We start from the raw sequence: 18,978 nt of genomic DNA, 5'->3' as shown, positions 1-18,978 counted from the left end.
GAGATGCAATATAAACAGAGAATAATAAAAAACATGAAAAACCGAGCTAAACAATTTGGCCTGAAACTGGTGGAAGCAGCTGATGTGGCTGGGACTGATATTGCTGTGCCATCAACAATTTAATTTAAAGTTTATTGGGAGGCTTTAATGCAAGCAAAGAATTTTACACTTGGAATTATTGTATCTGTATTAATTATGTTTATATCCTCCACCGCTGTAATCGGAGAAGAAAAGATCCCGGGAGTAAGAGAAATATCCAGCGCTAATGAGCATTATTCCGTTTATGAAAAAGACGGGAAAGAATTAAAGCATGGCCTTTATAAAAAAATGCACGTAAATGGCCAAAAACTTGCGGAAGGACTATATGATAACGGCAAAAAAGATGGTACATGGACTTATTGGGATAACAAGGGCAATACTATAAAAATAGAAAACTATAAAAAAGGGAATCGGCACGGAAAATGGGCCGAATGGTATTATAACGGGAAAAAACTTTTTGAGGCTGAATACAAAAACAACAAACCTGTCGGTACCAAACTCGAATGGCACATGGACGAAAATAAAAAAGCTGAAACAACTTATACACAAACAAAACAAGGTACACTGGCAGAAGCTACCGCCTGGTACAAAGACGGGCAGCAGCAATCAACAACTACTTATTTAAACGGAAAGCAGGATGGTTTGGAAACTCGTTGGTATTTAAATGGTAAGAAACAAAGCGAAATCAACTATTCAAATGGTCAGCGCAACGGCTTATGCGAAACATGGTATGATAACGGGAAGCCAAAATCTGCGGACACCTATGCAAATGGCCGCAAAACTGGAAAATCAACCGAATGGTATGATAATGGCCAGAAAAAAACAGAGGGTGTTTATGCAAACGGAAAAGACGGTCTCTGGTCTTTCTGGAAAAAAACCGGAGAAATACAAAAGCAGGTGAGTTATAAAAAGGGGCGTATGATAGAATAGAAAGAACGTATAAATCCTTAATATTTTGTAAACATAATAACAGGAGTTTATGATGGCAAATAAATTGATACGCTATATGCTTATTCTATCTGGCCTGACTCTGTGCGTTCTGTCTACTGCTCTGGCCCAGGATGTTGTTCCCTCCAAAATTAGATCCGTCACACTCTTTTCCAACCAGGCGCTTATAACAAGGGAAGCAAAAGTACCCGTTCAGAAGGGCCTAAATGAGATCTTTATTGGGGTAGAAGCTTTTAATGTGGATGCAGATTCAGTCTCTGCAAAAGTTTTTGGGAAAGGAGAACTTTACAGCGTTCAGCTAAAAACCATATATCTTGAAAAAGCACCTCAGGAAAACATTAAGGATCTTGAAAAAAAACTAAAAGATCTCAAAGCAGCCCATACAGCTATGACCGATGACATAAATGTTTTAAAAAACAAGGAACGTTTCTTAGAATCGGTCATGGATTTTTCAAAAACTCAGGTTCCTCAGGATATGAAAACCTCTTTTCCAAAAACCGAAGAACTTACAAAAACATTATCCTTTTTAGGGCAAAGCTTTGAAGCTATCCTTAAGAAAAGGCAGGATATTAATGAAAAAATTATTGATGTTGACGAAAAGATTCAAGTTGTTACGAAAGAACTGAACACTCTTGGGTCACGACGTTCAAAAGAAAAAAAGGTTATCGAGATCCTGTTTAATTCTCAAAACACACAAACAGCCAGCATTTCTGCAAGCTATCTTACATATAACGCTTTGTGGCAACCACTGTATAAGGCGTCTGTGCCAACCGATTTGAAATCCGTAAACCTTACTATGTTTGCAAAACTTAACCAGAAAACAGGTGAGGACTGGCAGGATATAAATCTTTCCATATCAAACGCTATCCCCTTAAGAGGGGCAGCTCTTCCGGATACGCCTTCCTGGGTTTTGGATATTTTAAAGCCGAGGCCTCGTGCTATGCGAAAGAGCATTAGTTTATATAGCGATGCTGCTGCGCCAGCAATGCAGGAAGCAAAAAACAAGGAGTCTGTAGACAAGTTTGATTCTGAATCGGTAGAAGCAGCCCAGGAAGCCGATTTTATAAGTGCTAAAACAAATGTAAGCCCGCTGTCATTCGAATATCAGATGCCGAGAGAGCTTACTGTCGAATCAAAAGATAAAACTACTCTTCTGCCGCTTTTCAGCAAAACAATAAAAGGCGAGTTTATGCATTATGCCGTTCCCAAAACATCTCCTTCCGCTTTTCTCATATGCAAAGCAACCACAGATAAAGAACTTTTAAGCGGTTTCATGAATGTTCATCTTGGTCCTCATTTTATTGGGAAAACCTTTCTTGACGCTAAAAACTCCGGGGAAACTTTTGATTTAAATCTTGGTGCTGACAGGGAAGTAAAAATACAGCATATAAAAATAACCGATAATAAAAAAGAAACTTACTTTGGTTCTTTTGAAAGAAACACTATTGTTCGGGAAATGGCATTTAAAATAAAAATTGAAAACTTGAAGGACAAAACGATCTCCGTAAATGTTTTAGATAGTATTCCTGTTTCAAAGACCGATAAAATAAAAATTGAAGATTTGAAGATTTCACCACAACCAACTGAAAATAACTATAAAGACAGACAAGGCGTATTAAGATGGCTTGTTAAGATAGAGCCTAAAGCAAAAAAAGAAATCAACATTTCTTTTGTAGTAAACTATCCTAAAAATACTCCTGTTTCGGGTTTATAAAAGCTATATGAAGGGTGGGTAGTTTTTATAACCCATCCTTCACAATGTTATTAAATATAGTGCGCAAATTCTCAACTCTTCTTGCATTGACCCTAAAATCCGAATATCCTCTTCTTGCTCCTGAGCGTATGTGAATAGTGCCTTCAGCAGAAACCATTCTGCACTCAAGATCATCTTCAAATTTAAATACCATAGAAGTAAATACAGCTCTAAGATAATCCTTACGTTCTTCCTGTATGTTTCCTCCCATACTTGCTATAGATTCTTGAAGAACTTTCCAGGCATTTTCGGCCGAACCCTGAAAGGTAAGCGGTTTTATACGCGAAAATTCGTCTCCTGTTTCGCTTGATACACAATTAGGGCTCTCTGGGCATGGCCTTAATTTTCCATCTGTCATTTGTATCCTTATCGATTTTGAAGCACATGATAAAAAAATTAAAAGCATACTCAATATACAAATTGTCGATATAATTATATATCTTTTATCATAGTTTTTCATTGGTGGAGACTCCTTAACTCATTGCTGTTTGAAACACAGTTATAATTTATGGGGAGCTTCAAGCCCTTTAGTTCTTTAATTATCATTTGTCAATTAGACAATACCCGGCATCCAGGGTAACTGCATTTAGAAATAATGGTTTTGTGCAAACACCCTAACCCGTCATGCCGGACTTGATAAGCCTGACCCGGCCCCACTAATCTTTCTCCAGGTTTTTACCTATAAGCTTATACCTGTAAAAAGCCATTTTAAAACAGGCGGATATTTTGGAAGAAGATTTTAACGACATCCTTCCAAGTAACTTAACTGTAACTATTTGAATTTATGTACTTGCTATTTTCTCTTGTTGTACGGAAATCTGAACGAGTTCAAACCCCAATTCCTGGGCCTTACGTTTCAAGTTTTGTATGACTCGTTTACGATAGCGTTCTTCATAGTAGTCTTGGCCAATATCAACGTAGTCAGTACCGTGCTTTAGCATTGCGTAAACCAGACGGGCCAGTTTATGCGCAGTTGCAGTTATCGCTTTAGGAGCACCCAGGCGGGATCACTGTCTTCGTAAATAGGCTCCAAGAGCACTTTTTGAGTTGAACAGGGTGAAGGCTGCTATGCGGAGAGTTGTGGCAGCACGATTGGCAACTTGTTTGCTTTTGCTGCTGAGTACCATGCTGCCGCTGACCTTGGTACCGGGACACAAACCCAGCCAAGAGGCAAAATGTTTAGCCGACTTCCAGCGGCTCATGCGCCGATTTCAGCAATGATCTTGAGTGCGCTGGGCATCGATTATGGATTCTGTGAGGATGATATCTTTATGAGATTTTGCCGCCTGCCGGTTGAACATGCCGCGTCTTTCTCCGGGCAGATATAAGTGGTCGGCTCCCTGGCTCATTCCCTCCACTCTGCGGCCGCATATGCCGGAAGGGTTGCCGTCAGAGTCATAAACCGGGAACGTAACGTAGCTGTAAAAGTGCTCCATACCCCGGTTATTCAATATCCCTATTTCTTTTAACTGCTCTTTTACTTCTTCGGGCAGAACATTTAACAGACTCCCGTTTGCAAAGCCGGTTTTGTAATCCGCAAACAAAGCATTATCCGTTATCCCTCTTTTGTTCAGATAATCCCTTGCTCTAAGGTCTATACTCAATTGAGTGTAGCAGATGATAGGCAAGAATCGATATGAATATATGCCCATCTACCTGACCTTCTATTTGATGAAAATTCGGACGTAAACCTAAATGAGATTTTAAATCCCTGAAGGCGTTTTCTACTCTTGTCAACGTCATATACAAATGTCATATTTCATCCTGATCCAAATCTAATCGATTGAGCCACTTTCAAAACGTTTCAGTTTGGTCAAGCTCAAGGCGGGCGAAAATTTCAACTACAGGAATACATTGAGTATTTCGAGGATAGCGCTAATGCTTCACTTCGTGCGAAATTTGAGCCCAACGCAGAGATCGGCCAAAATGGGGCGTTTTGAAACTGGCTCATTTGTTAAAACGGTCATTGATTAGCTCACCGATTAATTTAACAGCTCTTTTCACACTATCTTCTTTTTTAATTTCCTTCCCAATTTCATTTGCTTTTTCTTTCATGTGAGGTGAATTGAGAACGTATTTAACTTTATTTGCAAGTTTTTTAGGAGTTAATTTTTTGAAAGGTATTGCCTCAGGCGCTATCCCTATTCTCTTAAGCTCTGTCCCCCAAAAAGCCTGGTCTACCATAAAAGAAACAACTATAGACGGTACTCCTGAAAGTGTAGCTGACTGAGTTGTCCCTGCACCGCCGTGATGTACTATAGCTGAACAATATGGAAATACTTTTAGATGATTAACAGGAGGTGTATAATAAGTTTTACTATCTGATTTATATAAATCCTGCTCTGACTCGTCTATTTGTAAAATTATTCTGCAATTTGCCAGTTTTGCTGTTTCTTTAAACAGTTCATATATTATTTTCCGGTCTTCGCTTTTTAAAGGCATCATACTGCCAAAATTCATATATACAGGAGGTTCTCCGGTATTTAAAAATTGCTTTAAGCTGTAAGGTAATTTTTCATTATCAGAATTTTGGGGCAAATTTAAAAAACCGCAAACCTGATGATTTTGTCCCCAATCTTTCTGCTTTTTACAAAAAACCGGACTTACTCCTATTAAATTCATAAGCTTGGATGGCCATACATCCAGCATGATATCTTTTGCTTCCGGTAAAGCATTTTCCTTTCTTAAATTATTTACTCTTGGTAAATGTGATTTGTTCATAAAATAACGACCAAGTTTCCACAATAAAGGAGAGGCCCATTTACCAATATCAGGGGCGCAAGCCGGGGGATTATACTTAGAAGGAATAGTATTATGAGTCAGAGTAACAGATATATTCGGAACTTTAAATTTTTCTGCTGCAATATGTACCGGATAATGTCCAAAATGTCCGATTATTAAATCGTACTTTTTACATAGATCAATACCTGCGGAAAACATTTCATTTTGAACAGGGTAAAAAAATATTCCATAAGGATTGCGAATTGTTTTAACGGATCAGATGCTTTTATAGCTGAATTTACAATATTATTTGCTTCTTCCAAATCATTAACAACTGGTGAGGCAACATACTGCAACTCAAAATCGAATTTTTCGGCGATTTCGCTATATTTACTTACTTCAGAAAGTATTGTTGCAACAAGTTTGACTTTATGGCCTGCATTGCTCAATCCTACAGCTAAAGCCATAAATGGTCTGAAATCGCCTTCACTTCCCCATGTTTGTATCCCGATTTGCATTTTTGCCTCGCTATTTTGTAATATCCATTTTTATTGTAACTGCGTTGTCGGACGATTAGGTTGGACATTGGCTTATAGTCATTATGATCCTATGTTTCTTATTCTTTTCTTTTGCCAGATATGGCATTAATCCGATGAACGGCTATAGACAAATACTGGGTTTCAATATGCCTGATTATTTTGGAAAAGCTTTCCCGGATGCAAGTATAGATAGATAGATTATTGTTATTTTCAATCACCCGTTAGTATGATTTTTAGGGTGATTTTAAGCACAGTTAAGTGAGATTTCTGATTTGTAGCAATTATCATGAATCTGTTCCGATTGGTACAAACCACAATAATAATATTGTTCCGGCAATTGTTGTTGCAGACACGCAAAGGGAGAAATTGTATTGGCCTACAACATTATAGGCTGTTCTTGTTGAATTTTTTCGGGCAGTACAAACCGGTCTCTATGCATGACGACATTGGTTTTACTGCTTTCTATGTCGATTTTTAAACATTTCATTTACCGGCAGTTATCAATTCGCCATTTTTATAATTATAAACTTTGATAACCGTGCCGGTTTTACTATAGCGTTTGGTGGGGCCATCAAGAACATCATTTTTATAACTTTCTTCCAGCCAGAGATTGCCATAAACATCATATTGTTTCTTTATGCCGTTTATCATTCCATTTTCATAATATGTTTGAGTTTTCAGCCTTCCGTTTTTATAAAAAAATTTTTCATAGCCGTTTTTATGGCAATTTTTGTAATTGATTTCTTCTCTTAATTTCCCGTTTGGAAAATATAAACGTATCTCACCATCATATTCTCCTTGCCTGTAATTTTCCTGGGCTTTGATTGTGCCGTCTATATAATATGAAACCAATAGCCCTTCCTTTTTACCGTTTTTATAGGCTCCTTTTGCTTTTGTGGCTCCATCGTCAAAATAAGAAAGAAACGGCCCTTCTTCTTTCCCGTTTACATAGGTTATGGTATCTTTTATTCTTCCGTCTTTGAAATAAATTGTTTTTTCACCTTCTCTTTTTCCATTTTTATAAAAAAGTACTTCATCAATTTTTCCAGTGCATTCAAAATATTGCTCGGTCTTACCCTCTAACAATCCCATTATATAATTATACTTGCCTATTATATTGCCGTTTTCACAATAACGTGCTAATATTCCATTCAATATACCGTTTCTGTAATGCTGTTCTCTGGATAGCATACCATTTTCATAATAATCTTTAACAAGGCCATCCACTTTGTTCATATTGAAATTGCCCTCGGTCTTTAACCGGCCGCTTTCGTAGTAATACTTAAAATAACCATGCCGGTACTCTTTTGCTAAATTATAATACCAGCTCATCTCTTCCATGAGTATCTTCTCATCTCGGTCATAATACGTTTTAACGACCGAGGTACATGACAACAAGGACATTAATAGAACTAATGCAATAGCATGCTTTATCATGATGATGGCTCCTCCATACATATTTTGGCTTTTAGCGCCAGATATTTTTTCCTCAATTCATCGCTACCCAGATCGGGATGAAGTACCATTGTAATATTTAATACCTCGCAGGCTTTGGAGTGGTTACCCAGTTTGGCCAGGGCATATGCGGTTTTGTATCTGGACTCGAACCAGTGGTAAGTTCCGGATTTGACACCATCTGACAATTTTCGCCATATTTTAAGAGCTTTTTCCCATTGTTCTCTTTTTTCATATAGAAGCCCCAAATTATAGACAGCATCAGCTGACATTGAATTTCTTATAATGATGTCCTGATACATTGCTTCGGCTTTGTCCAGTTGGTTTTTGTCAGTATATATTCTTGCCATTCCAAGCTGAGCGGTATCACAATATTTTTGATGTTCCAATTTTTTACACGATATTTTATAAAGTGCTCCGTATACTATCAAAGCAAAATCCAAAGAATTAACGGCGCCGGTTTTTATTTCTTCTTGTATTCGGCCTTCATTATAAAAATTTTGTGCAAGATTGCTTAACAATTTATATGCATCAATATCTAAAACCTCTTTTGCGCTAAAATTATTCAGATCCTTTTGCCCGGCCTCAATCATACCAAGGCGTTGATACATATTCATCTTTAGTAAAAGAGCATTTAAAGACAGATTTTTATCTCTGGAAAACCTTTTCTCAAATTCTTTTAGCTTTTTCAAATTATTCTTAATATCTGTTTCAGTCCCATAAAGACTTAAGCCAGTTTGTAAAATAATCATATGGGGTTTTATTTTTTTATAATAATCGGAATGTTTTGCCTTATCTTCGGCTTTTTTGTATTCGGCAAGTAACTCTCTACCTTTTTTATATATCTTTTTTGCTTCATGTGAATTTTGCTGTCCTTTTTTTGCAAGTAAATCCAATTCATCAATATAATATTGTATCGCATAATAGCAGGCTGATGGATAGTTGGGTGAGTCTGGCTTGACCATAGAAAACATATCAGCAGCTTTTTTGTTTTTGCCTGTTTTTTGAAAGTGCTTTCCCATTTTAAATCGCGCTTCGCTCATTTCAGTACAATTGCTGCGACATTTTTTGATATATACTTCTAATGCATCTATATATAAGTTGTATGCCTCCTGGCTTTTTTCTTTACTGTAGTAATTAATTGCCGCAGCATAGTAAAGAGGTACACTTTGAGAAAGAAAAACAGAGCCAGGATATTTTTCATGAAACTGTTTGAGATAGAAAAGGGCATCACCGTATTGTTCTTTCTTGCAGTAAATAGTTGCTGTACGAAACCATACTTCGTCAATACGATGAGACATATATGATGGAGAGTCTTTAAAGATTGGAAGGTAGTATTTTAGTGCCTTGTTATAATCTTTTTTTTCAAACATCATATCTCCAAGAGCCATTGAAGCCACAGGCCCCATCTTTTCATATGATAGGCCTTCGATTTCAGGAGCGTGCATTTTGGCATATCTATAAAGCTCATCTGCGCCGGCAGGGGTATTTGCCACTTGCTTCAGTTTTTCAAAGATTGTGCTATTGGTTTCTTCCGTAATAGATTGTGCTTTTTCTTTTTTCCCCTCAAGAGCAACTAATATCCTGAAGTTAATGGTATCAAGTGCTTTTTTTATCTGTTCTGGGATTTTATCTTTGGCAAAATCTTCTTTAAACTCATCTATGCTTCTTGCCGCTATTTCATAATTTCCGGTTTCATATGCAATCCTGATTTCTTCATAAAGACAGCGAATGTAAAGGGGGTCATCCTTTCCGATCATCTTTTTAACTAATTTCAAGTCCTGTCCGGCTTTGCTATAAATTTTTAGTTTTCCATAGCACAGGGCTCGCCCCAAAAGGCTTCTTGCTATAACATCTTCTTCTTCAAAATCTAAAAAAGCTTTGGAAAAGCCTTTTATTGCATCATTTAATAAAGTGCCAAACATGGGGTCATCATCCTCAAACAAAATACTTATATGATACCCATTCCATCCAATCCAATAACTGGATAAAGAAATCAGAAACTGAGGTTGTTGCCATTTTGACGATTTTATGAATGTGGCCGGATCTTTGAGCGTATCCAAGGTGTTTTCCTGAAAATCCGAAACAATCTTCTCGTTTGAGGTTAGTATCTGCTTTATAATCTTTCTAAGATTTAAAAATACCTCTTTTTCTTGTTGTTTATTATCAACGTTGTTATCAGATGACTTTGTTTGAACGGCTACAAGAGCGCTCATGCATTCACCGGATTTGGTCAGAATATGTTTTTGAAAATCAAAAGACATCTTGTTTTCAGTAAGAGCTTCTTTTTGGTTTTGGGCAATCAACAAAACCGCTTTTTCAATTTCTTCAACGGATTGTAAACCAGACGGATTAATACTATTTAAAGTATCCATTGCATATGCCAAACTGCTATGGATGTAGTAATCACTAAAAAAAATAATAGATAGGAGAAGAAATGATACTTTTTTTAAAGTTGGTATTTTATAATTTTTAAGCATCTTAAGAAGAAACACTAAATACGATATTATTCTTTTTTGATTTAAGACATACATTGTAAACGCCTATTACATGCTTAAAGGGTACATTGTCGCTTGGTTCGAATATAATCAGAATATCTTCGGGAAGCTGATTAAGATAATGCAGCAGGTCGTTATAATTATACACGACCCTTTCCTGGAGATAAATTTTTAATAAATTCTTATCTTTTATCATTTTAACCCGTAATTTGACAGTTTCGTAATCATTAGGTGTTTCAGAGCTTGTTTTGCTGCTGGTCTGAGGAAGTTTGTTTTCCAGAACTCCTTCGGACTTATTAAAATTAATTGTCATTAAAAAAAAGATCATCAGAAGAAATATAACATCAATAAGAGGCGTTATGTTGATAGAATTTGATTTTTGATAATCCTTTTTATTGCCTTTAAGTCTCATGGTTCAATCCTCTTGAAGGGGGTCAGGGCTGTCTTGTAATGTAGTAAATTCTATCTTGTAGATATTGGCAAGAGACAGCTTATGCATGACATGTTTGATCACCTTGTATGGAATATTTTTATCGGCATTAATTACTATGGTAACATCTGGAGGAATATTATTTTTTATCTGATAAATCCGATCCAATTGTTCTATATTGATCTTTGTTCTATCCAGAAAAACTTGATCTTCGGATTTAATTATAAGAGGTATTTTATATCTGTTATCCACCTTACTTACATGGGCTTCATCGGCTTTTGGCAAATCTACATTTCGAATTTGCATTTCCGAAAAATTTATTATTATGATAAAAAAGATGATGATAAGAAATACCACGTCAATCAGTGGGGTTAAATTTACAGCCATTTCGGACCATGGGCGTTTACGATATGCACGCATGTCTTACTCCTTGTCCGGTTGCTTTGTTTTAAATGAAGAAACCATCTGTTCTGCAGCAAGAGCTGCTTCGCCGGTATATTCATCAATACGATTTTTAAAAACTGCATATCCGTAAAGAGACGGTATAGCTACAATCAGACCCATACAGGTAGTAATAAGCGCTTCAAAAATTCCACCCGCAAGTTGTTTGGGTTCAATTGCTCCCGCTACATGGGCTATTTCGTTAAAACAGCGAAGCATGCCGATAACCGTTCCGAGGAGTCCCATCATGGGAGAAATATTTCCGATTACATTCAGATGTTCTATCTTTCGGGCAATAGCACTGGTTAAGGATTCACCCATATCTTCCATTGCCTTTATCATGGATTGATATCCCATATCCGATTCCTTAAGACCTGCAACGGTTATCTTTGCAAAAAACGAAGCGCTTTGCTTATCAAATTTCTTTACTTCATCGAAATTGCGGTCACTGATAATTTTATCAAAAGCTTTAATATCACTGAGTGGCAATATTTTTGATTTTCGGATGGTAAAAAGATAATCTATTATAAGTCCTAAAGACAAGACAGACAGCAATATAATCAAGTAGCCGACGATTCCTCCTTTTTTAATAATATCCAAAAGGCTCATCACGGTAACATGAATATTGTTTCTTGTAGTATTATAATTTTTTGCCGACCTATCAGGTTTTGCCTTGTTCGTTTCTTTTGAGGATTTATTATCAACATTGCCGATTGGTGCCAGAAGGTCACCTATGGCTTCTATGCCTGGGACAGTTTTTTTAGCTTTAGTGTCTTCTGCTCCAGCCGAAAGAGGATTTAAAACAAATGATGTAAGAATAAATGTCATTAGCAAAAAAATGTAAAAGGCATCTTTAAATTTCATGTGAGTTTCTCCCTGTATTTATATTATAAATTACTCATAAATTCATTTAGGTATAATTCCCATCTTGTTCCGAAAATCAAAAGCAGCATATGCCGTATGACTTTTTCTTCATTAGTCAGCCTGGCGCTCTCACCGCCACCGACATGTGCAAAGGTTTCAAAATCATCCATTACTTTTTGTGTGCTGGTAAGATATTCAAAACTTTCTGTTCCAGGATCGGTCATGGACGGCATAATGTAATGTTCCCAATAGTATCTAGTTATTTCTTTCGGTTTCCTTATATCGATAACGGAAACTCTTCCGCCCATATTCTCCTTGAACCTTTTGATCATTTCAACTGCCCGTGACACATCTTCTTCATAAGGAGGCGCATCACCTATCAAAAGAATAAACTTTTTGGATTTTTTGTTCCAATTCATTTCATCTATAGCGACTCTTAGTCCTTCGGCCACAGCTTCTCTTATATCATAACCTCCGGAATTTTGAATTCCGTCCAGAAATTTTTGTTGAGGTTTAATACTGTAAGACAAAGGAAACTTTTCGGTAACATATTCATCTTTTCTGTCCTTGTAGGTTACAAGTCCGATTCTACAGGTGGGAACCAACTTTCTTAATGCTGCTGCAAGATTTCTGATTTTTAGTTTAACTTCATTTAAATAAGCCCACATGCTGTCAGTGGAATCAAAAACAAAGACTACATCAAGGCCTCCTTCACGCATGGACTGAATATGTTTTGCAAAAGATCCTGCCATCATATCATAGCCGGTATCTAAAGGCTTGCCACCTGTTACCGGATTTACCCATTTGTTTTTCATGGCTGCTGCCTGAACGCTGATTATGTCGAGTGCATCATTGGTTTTGGGATCAGGAAGTATTTCAACATTCGGTACGACCGGCTTGTATTCAATTTCAGGTACCGGGTCAAACATATTATCATCGGCATCAAGGTTATCCTCCAAATCCATACCCTGAAACTTAAGCCTGTCGTCTTTTTGGCCTTCACCTATTATTTCAACAGTAATGGGTTCTTCCACAGCAGATCCCTTGCCGAACCATGTCCACTTTACATAATTTGCGTAAATGAGTACTGACATATGAATCAAAAAGGAAATAAGGATTGGTGAAACTGCTATCAGGAAAATATGAAAAGTTGATATTTTTTTAAAAAAGGATTTTATGGATTCTAAAAGTTTCATGATATATCCTTTCTTATAATGTTAGGCTAAATCACACCGTTTTTTGATGTTGGCAGCGATTTGTTGGCATAGCGGGTAATCCCTCCTGGAGAGCAGTACAATTGCCGCCTCCATTTTGTCATAGCCAACCTTAAATGAAAGAAGGAGTCTACTTTCATATATTTGAGAGCTTTTGATATTGTACTACTTTAATATTTATTTCAATCACCCGTTGGTATGATTTTAATGTATTATTTGGAAATTTTTGAGGAAACGTATCTTTTTGAGACTTTTGATACTTAAAAAGCTTTAATATTTTAATTTAACAGCTTTGTATTTTGCGACTGAACAATGGCTTGAAGGCGGCTTTTAACGCCTAGTTTTTTATAAAGGTTCTGGGTATGTGTTTTTACAGTATTGATTGAAATAAAAGACATATCGGCAATCTCCCGGTTTTTATGACCATCCGCCAGCAATTTTAATATCTCAAGCTCTCTTTCAGTCAATCCGTATGTGGTTGTGTCCTTTTCACTAATGTTAGTTAAAGACCGGCTTTTTCCTATTCCTCCACAGGCTGTAAGCAGTGTATTAAAATAAACTGATTGATCGAATTCAGGGCTGTTTTTAGCTATGTCATTTAACACAGGCAGTATCATAATAGAGCAATTTACAAAGGGCCGGATATATCCCTGTGGTTCGGAAAACAAGAGCGCTTTTTTCATTATAGACGTTGCATCTTGTTTCTTACCGTGCATCCATAGCATTCCGGAAAGTATAATATCAATAACAAGGACTAATTCCATCATATCTCTTTTCGCACAACGAATGCGGAGGCTTTTCAGAATATCAATAGCCTGGGGTAGCTTTCCCTTAAATATGTGTGTAATAGCCACAGTCATGGCTTTGAAGAAAAAGTACATGGAAAACTGTTCATCCATATTAAGATTTTCCAGATTTTCCCATTTTAAGGTATAACCTACATCACCCTGAGCAATCGATAAAGATGCGGCCAAAGCGTCCGCAAATTTCGAAAGGTTGGGTTGAGTAATGTTTTTGGAAAAATTTCGCAACTTTTGATTATACTCCATAGCCTCTTTACGATTTTCTTTTGCCATGTAAATCTGTGACAAAAGAAAATATCCATGCATGATAAGTTCAAAGTTTCCCGACATTTCCGCATATCTCAGGCTTATCGAACCATATTCCAAAGCATTATCAAGGTCATTGCGGTTGTAGAAAATTACCGCCATTGGTAAATACAGAAGGTATTTCAAAGGAGTCTCGTATAATTTTTGCCGTTTTAAAAGAATAAAGGAGTCTTTCAGAATTTTTTCCGATTGGTTCAAACATCCCTTAGACCTTAATATAAATGCCGTGATCATTTTCCACATTATTTTGGCCATGTCGAATTCAGAAGGAAAGATATCAGGAAATGCTTTTTCCATCTGCTCTTCAGCAAATTTCAAGTTGCCAAGATAAATTTGATTAAGTGCAATCAGTATTCTGATATAACCGGCAAGGGGTCTGTTTTTTTGAGATATCATTCCAGCTCCCCCAGTCATTTTTTTAATATCGAGATTAAAAGCATCCTGATAATAATGTAAAACGGTTTTCGTATAGACGATCAAATCCTTACACAGAGATTTTTTTGGCTCTTTATAATTTTCTATGGCTTCATTCTGTCTTGTCTCAATATCCGACAAAATATTTTCGATATCTGCCGGCCGCATGTTGCTAATCATATTGGTACATTCAATCAGCCTTAATAAAGGCCTTCTTATAAATACTTCATGGGGCAACTTTGAAAGCCAGCGCATAGCAGGTGCAATTTCATACTTTTCTACAAGTACTTTCAGATAATCTTCCATTAGATCTGCTGTGAATTCAAAATCCCCCGAAGCTACCGCGTAATGAAAAGCATCTTCTATATAATTTTGTTGTGCAAACCACAAAGCAGCTTTTTGTTGTGCCTGTTTAAGTAAGTCGGGTGATGTAAGCCTTACCCATTCGATGATGGCTTCTGAAAATAAATGATGATAGCGATACCATTTTTGATCCTTATCAAGGGGCACAAGAAACATATTCATGCGGTTTAATTCATATAAAATCTTTGCGGCATCCGGCATACTGGTTACAAATTTACATATATCAGCATTAAATCTGTAAAGGACGACAGTATGATATAAAAACATTTTAACTTTTTCTGATTGGACACCTATAACTTCATTCATCATATAATCAATAGCTTCTCTACAAGCTATTTGGAGTGTTTTATCAAAAAATTGCAGGCTCTTTCCTTCTTTAAGCGACAAACCTAGAATATGAAATCCGGCAACCCAACCCCCGGCAAATTGTGTCAAATCCCGGATTTGATTTTCGGACAGATCAAGTGGAATAACCTGTTTGAAAAAATTATTTGCCTCAGTTTCTGAAAATTTCAGGTTATCAGGCGTTATCTCCAGAGTGTCATATTGAAATTTGAACCTGCTGAAAGATTGGGGAAGCTTATGGCGGCTTATTATGACCAGATGCATATTTCGCGGTAAATATTTAATTATATGGCCCAATGCGCGGTGAATCTCGTCATCATTAATCATGTGATAATCATCAAATATCAAATATATTTCATCGGCAAGATTATCAAGGGCATGTAAAATCGGGGGTATAATATCCTTTTCTGAAAACCGGGTCTGGTTATAGAGCAGCGGGCCCATGATCTCTTCAAGCCCGTTATTTGCTCCGATAAGAGTAGTAATGCAGTAACGGAAAAAAACATCAAGATCATTGTCCGTATCGTCTACGGAATACCAGGCGGCAGGTAATTTATCCCGTTTAATCCATTGCCCGGCCAACGAGGTTTTGCCGCATCCGGCAGGACCTGTAATAAGTATTAATTGAGAATTTTTGCCGGCGCAAAGGCGATCTATAAGATGCTTACGATTCAGCAAATTGGATTTAAGCAAGGGCAACTGGGTTTTTGTTGGTATGAGCATTAGACATCCCCTGCAAATTAGAGTGGGCACATCGAACAAACCATTGAACCGGTTACATTTATCAGAGAAAGACAGGCTATCTGGTTTAACCGGTTTATATGCTTAACATAAATCCATGTCAACCTTTTTATGTTTGGCAGGAACCGATAGCCTTAACATGTTATATACAGGCCATTGGCTCATTTGCCAGAAAACAAATGAGCCAGTTTCAAAACGCCCCATTTTGGCCGATCTTAAGCGTTGGGCTCAAATTTCGCACGAAGTGACACGTAGTGAAGCATAAGCGCTAACCTTTAGCGCTATCCTCGAAATACTCCATGTATTCCTGCGGTTGAAATTTTCTCCCGCCTTGAGCTTGACCAAACTGAAACGTTTTGAAAGTGGCTCAACAGTTTTATTATTTAACCAGTGTACCTATAAATTCAATAATATTGTTTGTACCTTTAATATCACCCATTGCCATTATATGGATACCGTCGGCATAATTTATTATCTGCTTGATAAAATCGCAGGTAATTTCAATACCGGATACGCCTTCATTTTCCATGCGGGAAATAACTTCTTCGGGAACATCAATGCCTTCCACATTTTTGTTCATGAACCTTGCCATTTTTACGCTTTTTAAAGGCATCACCCCGATTAATATCGGCTTATTCAGCTTTTTTGCTTTTTCAATAAAACTAATGGCCCGCTTGGCATCATATACGACCTGAGTTTGGAAGAAATCAGCGCCTGATTCAATTTTTTTCGACATTCTTTCTATTTCGCGATCCAAATCTCTGGATGTGGGCATAGCAGTACAAGCGACTTTAAAATCCGTATTGCCTCCGAATTCTTTATCATTAAAATCGACACCGCTGTTCAACTTTTTTATAAGCCCGATGAGCTCAAAAGTATTATAATCATAAACGGCCTTGGAAGGATAAGGCCCGTGTTTTGGCGGATCACCGGTTGTTACCAGAATATTTCGTATACCAAGAGAATGTGCACCAAGCAAATCTGCCTGTGTTCCCAAAAGACTGCGGTCTCTGCATGTAAAATGGGGAATTGCTTCCACACCAAGTTTTGCCTGGATTAAGCTGCCCATGGCAACAGAATTAATACGAAGATTACCCATAGGGCAATCGTGAATATTTATTCCGTCAAGGGCAAGATAATTTTGCGCTTTAGTCAATGAATCTTCTGTCATAACACCGGTGACGGGCCCTAACTCTGTAGTAATAACAAAACTTTTGCCTAATTTTTCAGATAAACTCATAAATACTCCCTTTTAAGATTTTCCTAATCTATAGCAAATTTCTACTGCTAAAGAAAAGATAATGTCTAAGGTTAAATGTTTGGTAATGTTTTTATCATACAATATCTTTACTTCAGAAGAAAATTCTTCATCTCCCTGCCAGTATAAAACAGCCACTGGAATGCGTGGTGTTATATCAAAGCGAAATGCCGCATCCGCCATATTAATCGGGGTGCCGGAAAGCTGCATACAGGTTTTTTTGAATTCTTCTATGTCATTATCGTATAATTCGGAAATTAAATTTGTAGGTATTTCATGAGGGCCGCGAAAAAAAGTAACCCCACCGGGAAGATCTTTTTCCGATATCCATTCATTACTAACTTCAATTTGTTTTGAATTTAAAAGATAGTATATAATAAAAAGATAAAAATATTCATGAGGTTTTTTAATTGTTGTACTTATACATTCAATTTTATATTCATGCGGATATAAGATATATTTATCCCCCCAAACCGATAAAGTATAATGCTTATTTACTTCATCGTATTTACAAAATGCCTTTTGGCAAATATCTTTCGGATTTTTACCGGCAAGCTTAGTAAAATAACTTTTATCGATCCCATTTAACATTTTAAAAAAGCTATCAATAATTAACAGCCTCTTCAATAAAGGAATGAGAATCTGAAGGAGCAAGGTTTACAGGTAAATCAATATGGATAAAAAGTGGGAAATGGTCAGAGGGGTAGCATTTTTCCCATCGCTGTTGAATAATTTTTGCGTCTAAGACCCTTACAGAAGATGGGGCAAAAATATAATCAAACCTGAAACGGAAAAAATGTTTGCGGAACCCATGAAATGTAGCAATATTTCGATTTTTTGGATATCGCACCCGGAAGGTGTCCACTAATGGTACGGGATTTATTGCAGCAACTTTGGTCTTGATTATTAATGGGCTTTTACCTTTTAAATATTGTACAGATGTACTCCTTTCTCTTGAATTAAAATCTCCTGTAAGCATAAACGGATCCGGAAAAGAACGCTCATGAATTCGCTTGACTAATAATATAACACTTTTTTTTCGTGAACGCTGGGAAAGGTGATCTAAATGGGTATTATAAACATAAAAAGCTTTTTGCGATTCTTTTTCAATCAACCGTATCCAAGTGCAGATACGAGGCATTATGTTTCCCCACCCTTTTGACCTCGGGATATCGGGTGTGTCTGACAGCCAAAAGGTACCTTCTTCAGATAGTGCAAATCGAGCATCATCATAAAAAATCGAGTTATGCAATCTTTTGGTGTTGCCTAAATTCCCGATACCGATATTCTCATATCCGGGAAGCATGTCACGGATTTCAGAAATTTGAAAATCTAAGGCTTCCTGTAGGCATAAAACATCAAGGCTATATTGATTCAAGATCTCATGCACAAGATTACGGCGATATTTCCAATGATTTCTGCCATCTCTCGCAGTCCCTCGCCGGATATTAAAGCTCATAACTTTCAAGTTCAAACCGGCATCCTGGGCTGGATCAGAAAAAGAATTTGTTTCCGGTTTGGTATTTTCTATCTGTGGATGCACTACAAAAGGCCAGGCAATTGGCCAGCGAGACTTATCGATTGCTTTTTTGACAAATTTAAATGTCATAATTTTATGTTTTTACCTTGAACAACATGTTTTAGGATTTTTAATCATTCCTGTATAAAACATTGTAGCAAATAATAAGCACTATACATAAAAAAACAAGCCTTATAGCGGTGTTCAAAATAATGTTAAGATTTAATTCGTATCTGGTACGCCCGGCTGGAATCGAACCAGCGATCTTCAGCTCCGGAGGCTGACGCCCTATCCACTGGGCTACGGGCGCATAATACTTAAGTAAAG

17 protein-coding genes and 1 tRNA gene are annotated in these 18,978 nt (G+C 37.0%); 2 read left to right on the top strand and 16 right to left on the bottom strand.

Features of this window, described 5'->3' with window-relative positions; genetic code table 11:
- Positions 1-147: 147 nt before the first annotated feature.
- Positions 148-969, top strand: coding sequence for a toxin-antitoxin system YwqK family antitoxin (locus tag KKC46_05920; protein MBU1053352.1), 822 nt, complete (start codon positions 148-150; stop codon positions 967-969).
- 49 nt (positions 970-1,018) lie between these two features.
- Positions 1,019-2,701 carry a mucoidy inhibitor MuiA family protein gene (locus KKC46_05915; protein ID MBU1053351.1) on the top strand — a complete coding sequence of 561 codons (1,683 nt, stop codon included), beginning with the start codon at positions 1,019-1,021 and terminating at the stop codon, positions 2,699-2,701.
- Between the two features lie 25 nt (positions 2,702-2,726).
- Here KKC46_05915 and KKC46_05910 read toward each other — a convergent pair whose 3' ends face one another.
- The 16 genes from KKC46_05910 to KKC46_05835 form a co-directional block, all read right to left on the bottom strand.
- Entirely contained in the window at positions 2,727-3,098 is a 372-nt protein-coding gene (locus KKC46_05910) for a DUF1499 domain-containing protein (GenBank protein MBU1053350.1), read from the bottom strand.
- A 649-nt stretch (positions 3,099-3,747) separates the two neighbouring features.
- Complete coding sequence (locus tag KKC46_05905; protein ID MBU1053349.1) at positions 3,748-3,942, bottom strand: transposase; 195 nt, start codon at positions 3,940-3,942, stop codon at positions 3,748-3,750.
- Between the two features lie 9 nt (positions 3,943-3,951).
- Positions 3,952-4,392, bottom strand: coding sequence for a hypothetical protein (locus tag KKC46_05900; protein ID MBU1053348.1), 441 nt, complete (start codon positions 4,390-4,392; stop codon positions 3,952-3,954).
- Between the two features lie 295 nt (positions 4,393-4,687).
- Entirely contained in the window at positions 4,688-5,461 is a 774-nt protein-coding gene (locus KKC46_05895) for a glycosyltransferase (GenBank protein MBU1053347.1), read from the bottom strand.
- 176 nt (positions 5,462-5,637) lie between these two features.
- Positions 5,638-5,979 carry a hypothetical protein gene (locus tag KKC46_05890; GenBank protein MBU1053346.1) on the bottom strand — a complete coding sequence of 114 codons (342 nt, stop codon included), beginning with the start codon at positions 5,977-5,979 and terminating at the stop codon, positions 5,638-5,640.
- Between the two features lie 504 nt (positions 5,980-6,483).
- Positions 6,484-7,437 carry a toxin-antitoxin system YwqK family antitoxin gene (locus KKC46_05885; protein MBU1053345.1) on the bottom strand — a complete coding sequence of 318 codons (954 nt, stop codon included), beginning with the start codon at positions 7,435-7,437 and terminating at the stop codon, positions 6,484-6,486.
- On the bottom strand, positions 7,434-9,830 hold the full coding sequence (locus KKC46_05880) for a tetratricopeptide repeat protein (protein ID MBU1053344.1): 2,397 nt from the start codon (positions 9,828-9,830) through the stop codon (positions 7,434-7,436). The genes KKC46_05885 and KKC46_05880 overlap by 4 nt, the downstream gene beginning before the upstream one ends.
- Before the next feature lie 106 nt (positions 9,831-9,936).
- Positions 9,937-10,365 (bottom strand): biopolymer transporter ExbD, encoded by a 429-nt coding sequence (locus KKC46_05875; GenBank protein ID MBU1053343.1) that lies wholly within the window; start codon positions 10,363-10,365, stop codon positions 9,937-9,939.
- 3 nt (positions 10,366-10,368) lie between these two features.
- Positions 10,369-10,803 carry a biopolymer transporter ExbD gene (locus KKC46_05870; GenBank protein ID MBU1053342.1) on the bottom strand — a complete coding sequence of 145 codons (435 nt, stop codon included), beginning with the start codon at positions 10,801-10,803 and terminating at the stop codon, positions 10,369-10,371.
- Between the two features lie 3 nt (positions 10,804-10,806).
- Positions 10,807-11,688 carry a MotA/TolQ/ExbB proton channel family protein gene (locus KKC46_05865; protein ID MBU1053341.1) on the bottom strand — a complete coding sequence of 294 codons (882 nt, stop codon included), beginning with the start codon at positions 11,686-11,688 and terminating at the stop codon, positions 10,807-10,809.
- A gap of 23 nt (positions 11,689-11,711) precedes the next feature.
- Positions 11,712-12,884 (bottom strand): VWA domain-containing protein, encoded by a 1,173-nt coding sequence (locus KKC46_05860; protein MBU1053340.1) that lies wholly within the window; start codon positions 12,882-12,884, stop codon positions 11,712-11,714.
- A gap of 296 nt (positions 12,885-13,180) precedes the next feature.
- Positions 13,181-15,856, bottom strand: coding sequence for a LuxR C-terminal-related transcriptional regulator (locus tag KKC46_05855; GenBank protein MBU1053339.1), 2,676 nt, complete (start codon positions 15,854-15,856; stop codon positions 13,181-13,183).
- 397 nt (positions 15,857-16,253) lie between these two features.
- Entirely contained in the window at positions 16,254-17,114 is an 861-nt protein-coding gene (locus KKC46_05850; protein ID MBU1053338.1) for a methylenetetrahydrofolate reductase, read from the bottom strand.
- 12 nt (positions 17,115-17,126) lie between these two features.
- Positions 17,127-17,723 carry a DUF3786 domain-containing protein gene (locus KKC46_05845; protein MBU1053337.1) on the bottom strand — a complete coding sequence of 199 codons (597 nt, stop codon included), beginning with the start codon at positions 17,721-17,723 and terminating at the stop codon, positions 17,127-17,129.
- A gap of 13 nt (positions 17,724-17,736) precedes the next feature.
- Positions 17,737-18,741 (bottom strand): endonuclease/exonuclease/phosphatase family protein, encoded by a 1,005-nt coding sequence (locus KKC46_05840; protein ID MBU1053336.1) that lies wholly within the window; start codon positions 18,739-18,741, stop codon positions 17,737-17,739.
- A gap of 144 nt (positions 18,742-18,885) precedes the next feature.
- A tRNA-Arg gene (locus tag KKC46_05835) sits at positions 18,886-18,961 on the bottom strand.
- Positions 18,962-18,978: the final 17 nt, after the last annotated feature.

It is taken from the genome of Pseudomonadota bacterium, assembly GCA_018817425.1.
In the GTDB taxonomy this organism is placed as follows: Bacteria; Desulfobacterota; Desulfobacteria; order Desulfobacterales; family RPRI01; genus RPRI01.
This window is presented reverse-complemented; position numbering and strand designations above follow the sequence as displayed.

Bases quoted from the DNA above. Each gene is read 5' to 3' on its own strand.
- KKC46_05920 (MBU1053352.1), top strand. From the start codon at position 148: ATGCAAGCAAAGAATTTTACACTTGGAATTATTGTATCTGTATTAATT.
- KKC46_05915 (MBU1053351.1), top strand. From the start codon at position 1,019: ATGATGGCAAATAAATTGATACGCTATATGCTTATTCTATCTGGCCTG.
- KKC46_05910 (MBU1053350.1), bottom strand. From the start codon at position 3,098: ATGACAGATGGAAAATTAAGGCCATGCCCAGAGAGCCCTAATTGTGTA.
- KKC46_05905 (MBU1053349.1), bottom strand. From the start codon at position 3,942: ATGAGCCGCTGGAAGTCGGCTAAACATTTTGCCTCTTGGCTGGGTTTG.
- KKC46_05900 (MBU1053348.1), bottom strand. From the start codon at position 4,392: ATGGGCATATATTCATATCGATTCTTGCCTATCATCTGCTACACTCAA.
- KKC46_05895 (MBU1053347.1), bottom strand. From the start codon at position 5,461: ATGAACAAATCACATTTACCAAGAGTAAATAATTTAAGAAAGGAAAAT.
- KKC46_05890 (MBU1053346.1), bottom strand. From the start codon at position 5,979: ATGCAAATCGGGATACAAACATGGGGAAGTGAAGGCGATTTCAGACCA.
- KKC46_05885 (MBU1053345.1), bottom strand. From the start codon at position 7,437: ATGATAAAGCATGCTATTGCATTAGTTCTATTAATGTCCTTGTTGTCA.
- KKC46_05880 (MBU1053344.1), bottom strand. From the start codon at position 9,830: ATGGATACTTTAAATAGTATTAATCCGTCTGGTTTACAATCCGTTGAA.
- KKC46_05875 (MBU1053343.1), bottom strand. From the start codon at position 10,365: ATGAGACTTAAAGGCAATAAAAAGGATTATCAAAAATCAAATTCTATC.
- KKC46_05870 (MBU1053342.1), bottom strand. From the start codon at position 10,803: ATGCGTGCATATCGTAAACGCCCATGGTCCGAAATGGCTGTAAATTTA.
- KKC46_05865 (MBU1053341.1), bottom strand. From the start codon at position 11,688: ATGAAATTTAAAGATGCCTTTTACATTTTTTTGCTAATGACATTTATT.
- KKC46_05860 (MBU1053340.1), bottom strand. From the start codon at position 12,884: ATGAAACTTTTAGAATCCATAAAATCCTTTTTTAAAAAAATATCAACT.
- KKC46_05855 (MBU1053339.1), bottom strand. From the start codon at position 15,856: ATGCTCATACCAACAAAAACCCAGTTGCCCTTGCTTAAATCCAATTTG.
- KKC46_05850 (MBU1053338.1), bottom strand. From the start codon at position 17,114: ATGAGTTTATCTGAAAAATTAGGCAAAAGTTTTGTTATTACTACAGAG.
- KKC46_05845 (MBU1053337.1), bottom strand. From the start codon at position 17,723: ATGTTAAATGGGATCGATAAAAGTTATTTTACTAAGCTTGCCGGTAAA.
- KKC46_05840 (MBU1053336.1), bottom strand. From the start codon at position 18,741: ATGACATTTAAATTTGTCAAAAAAGCAATCGATAAGTCTCGCTGGCCA.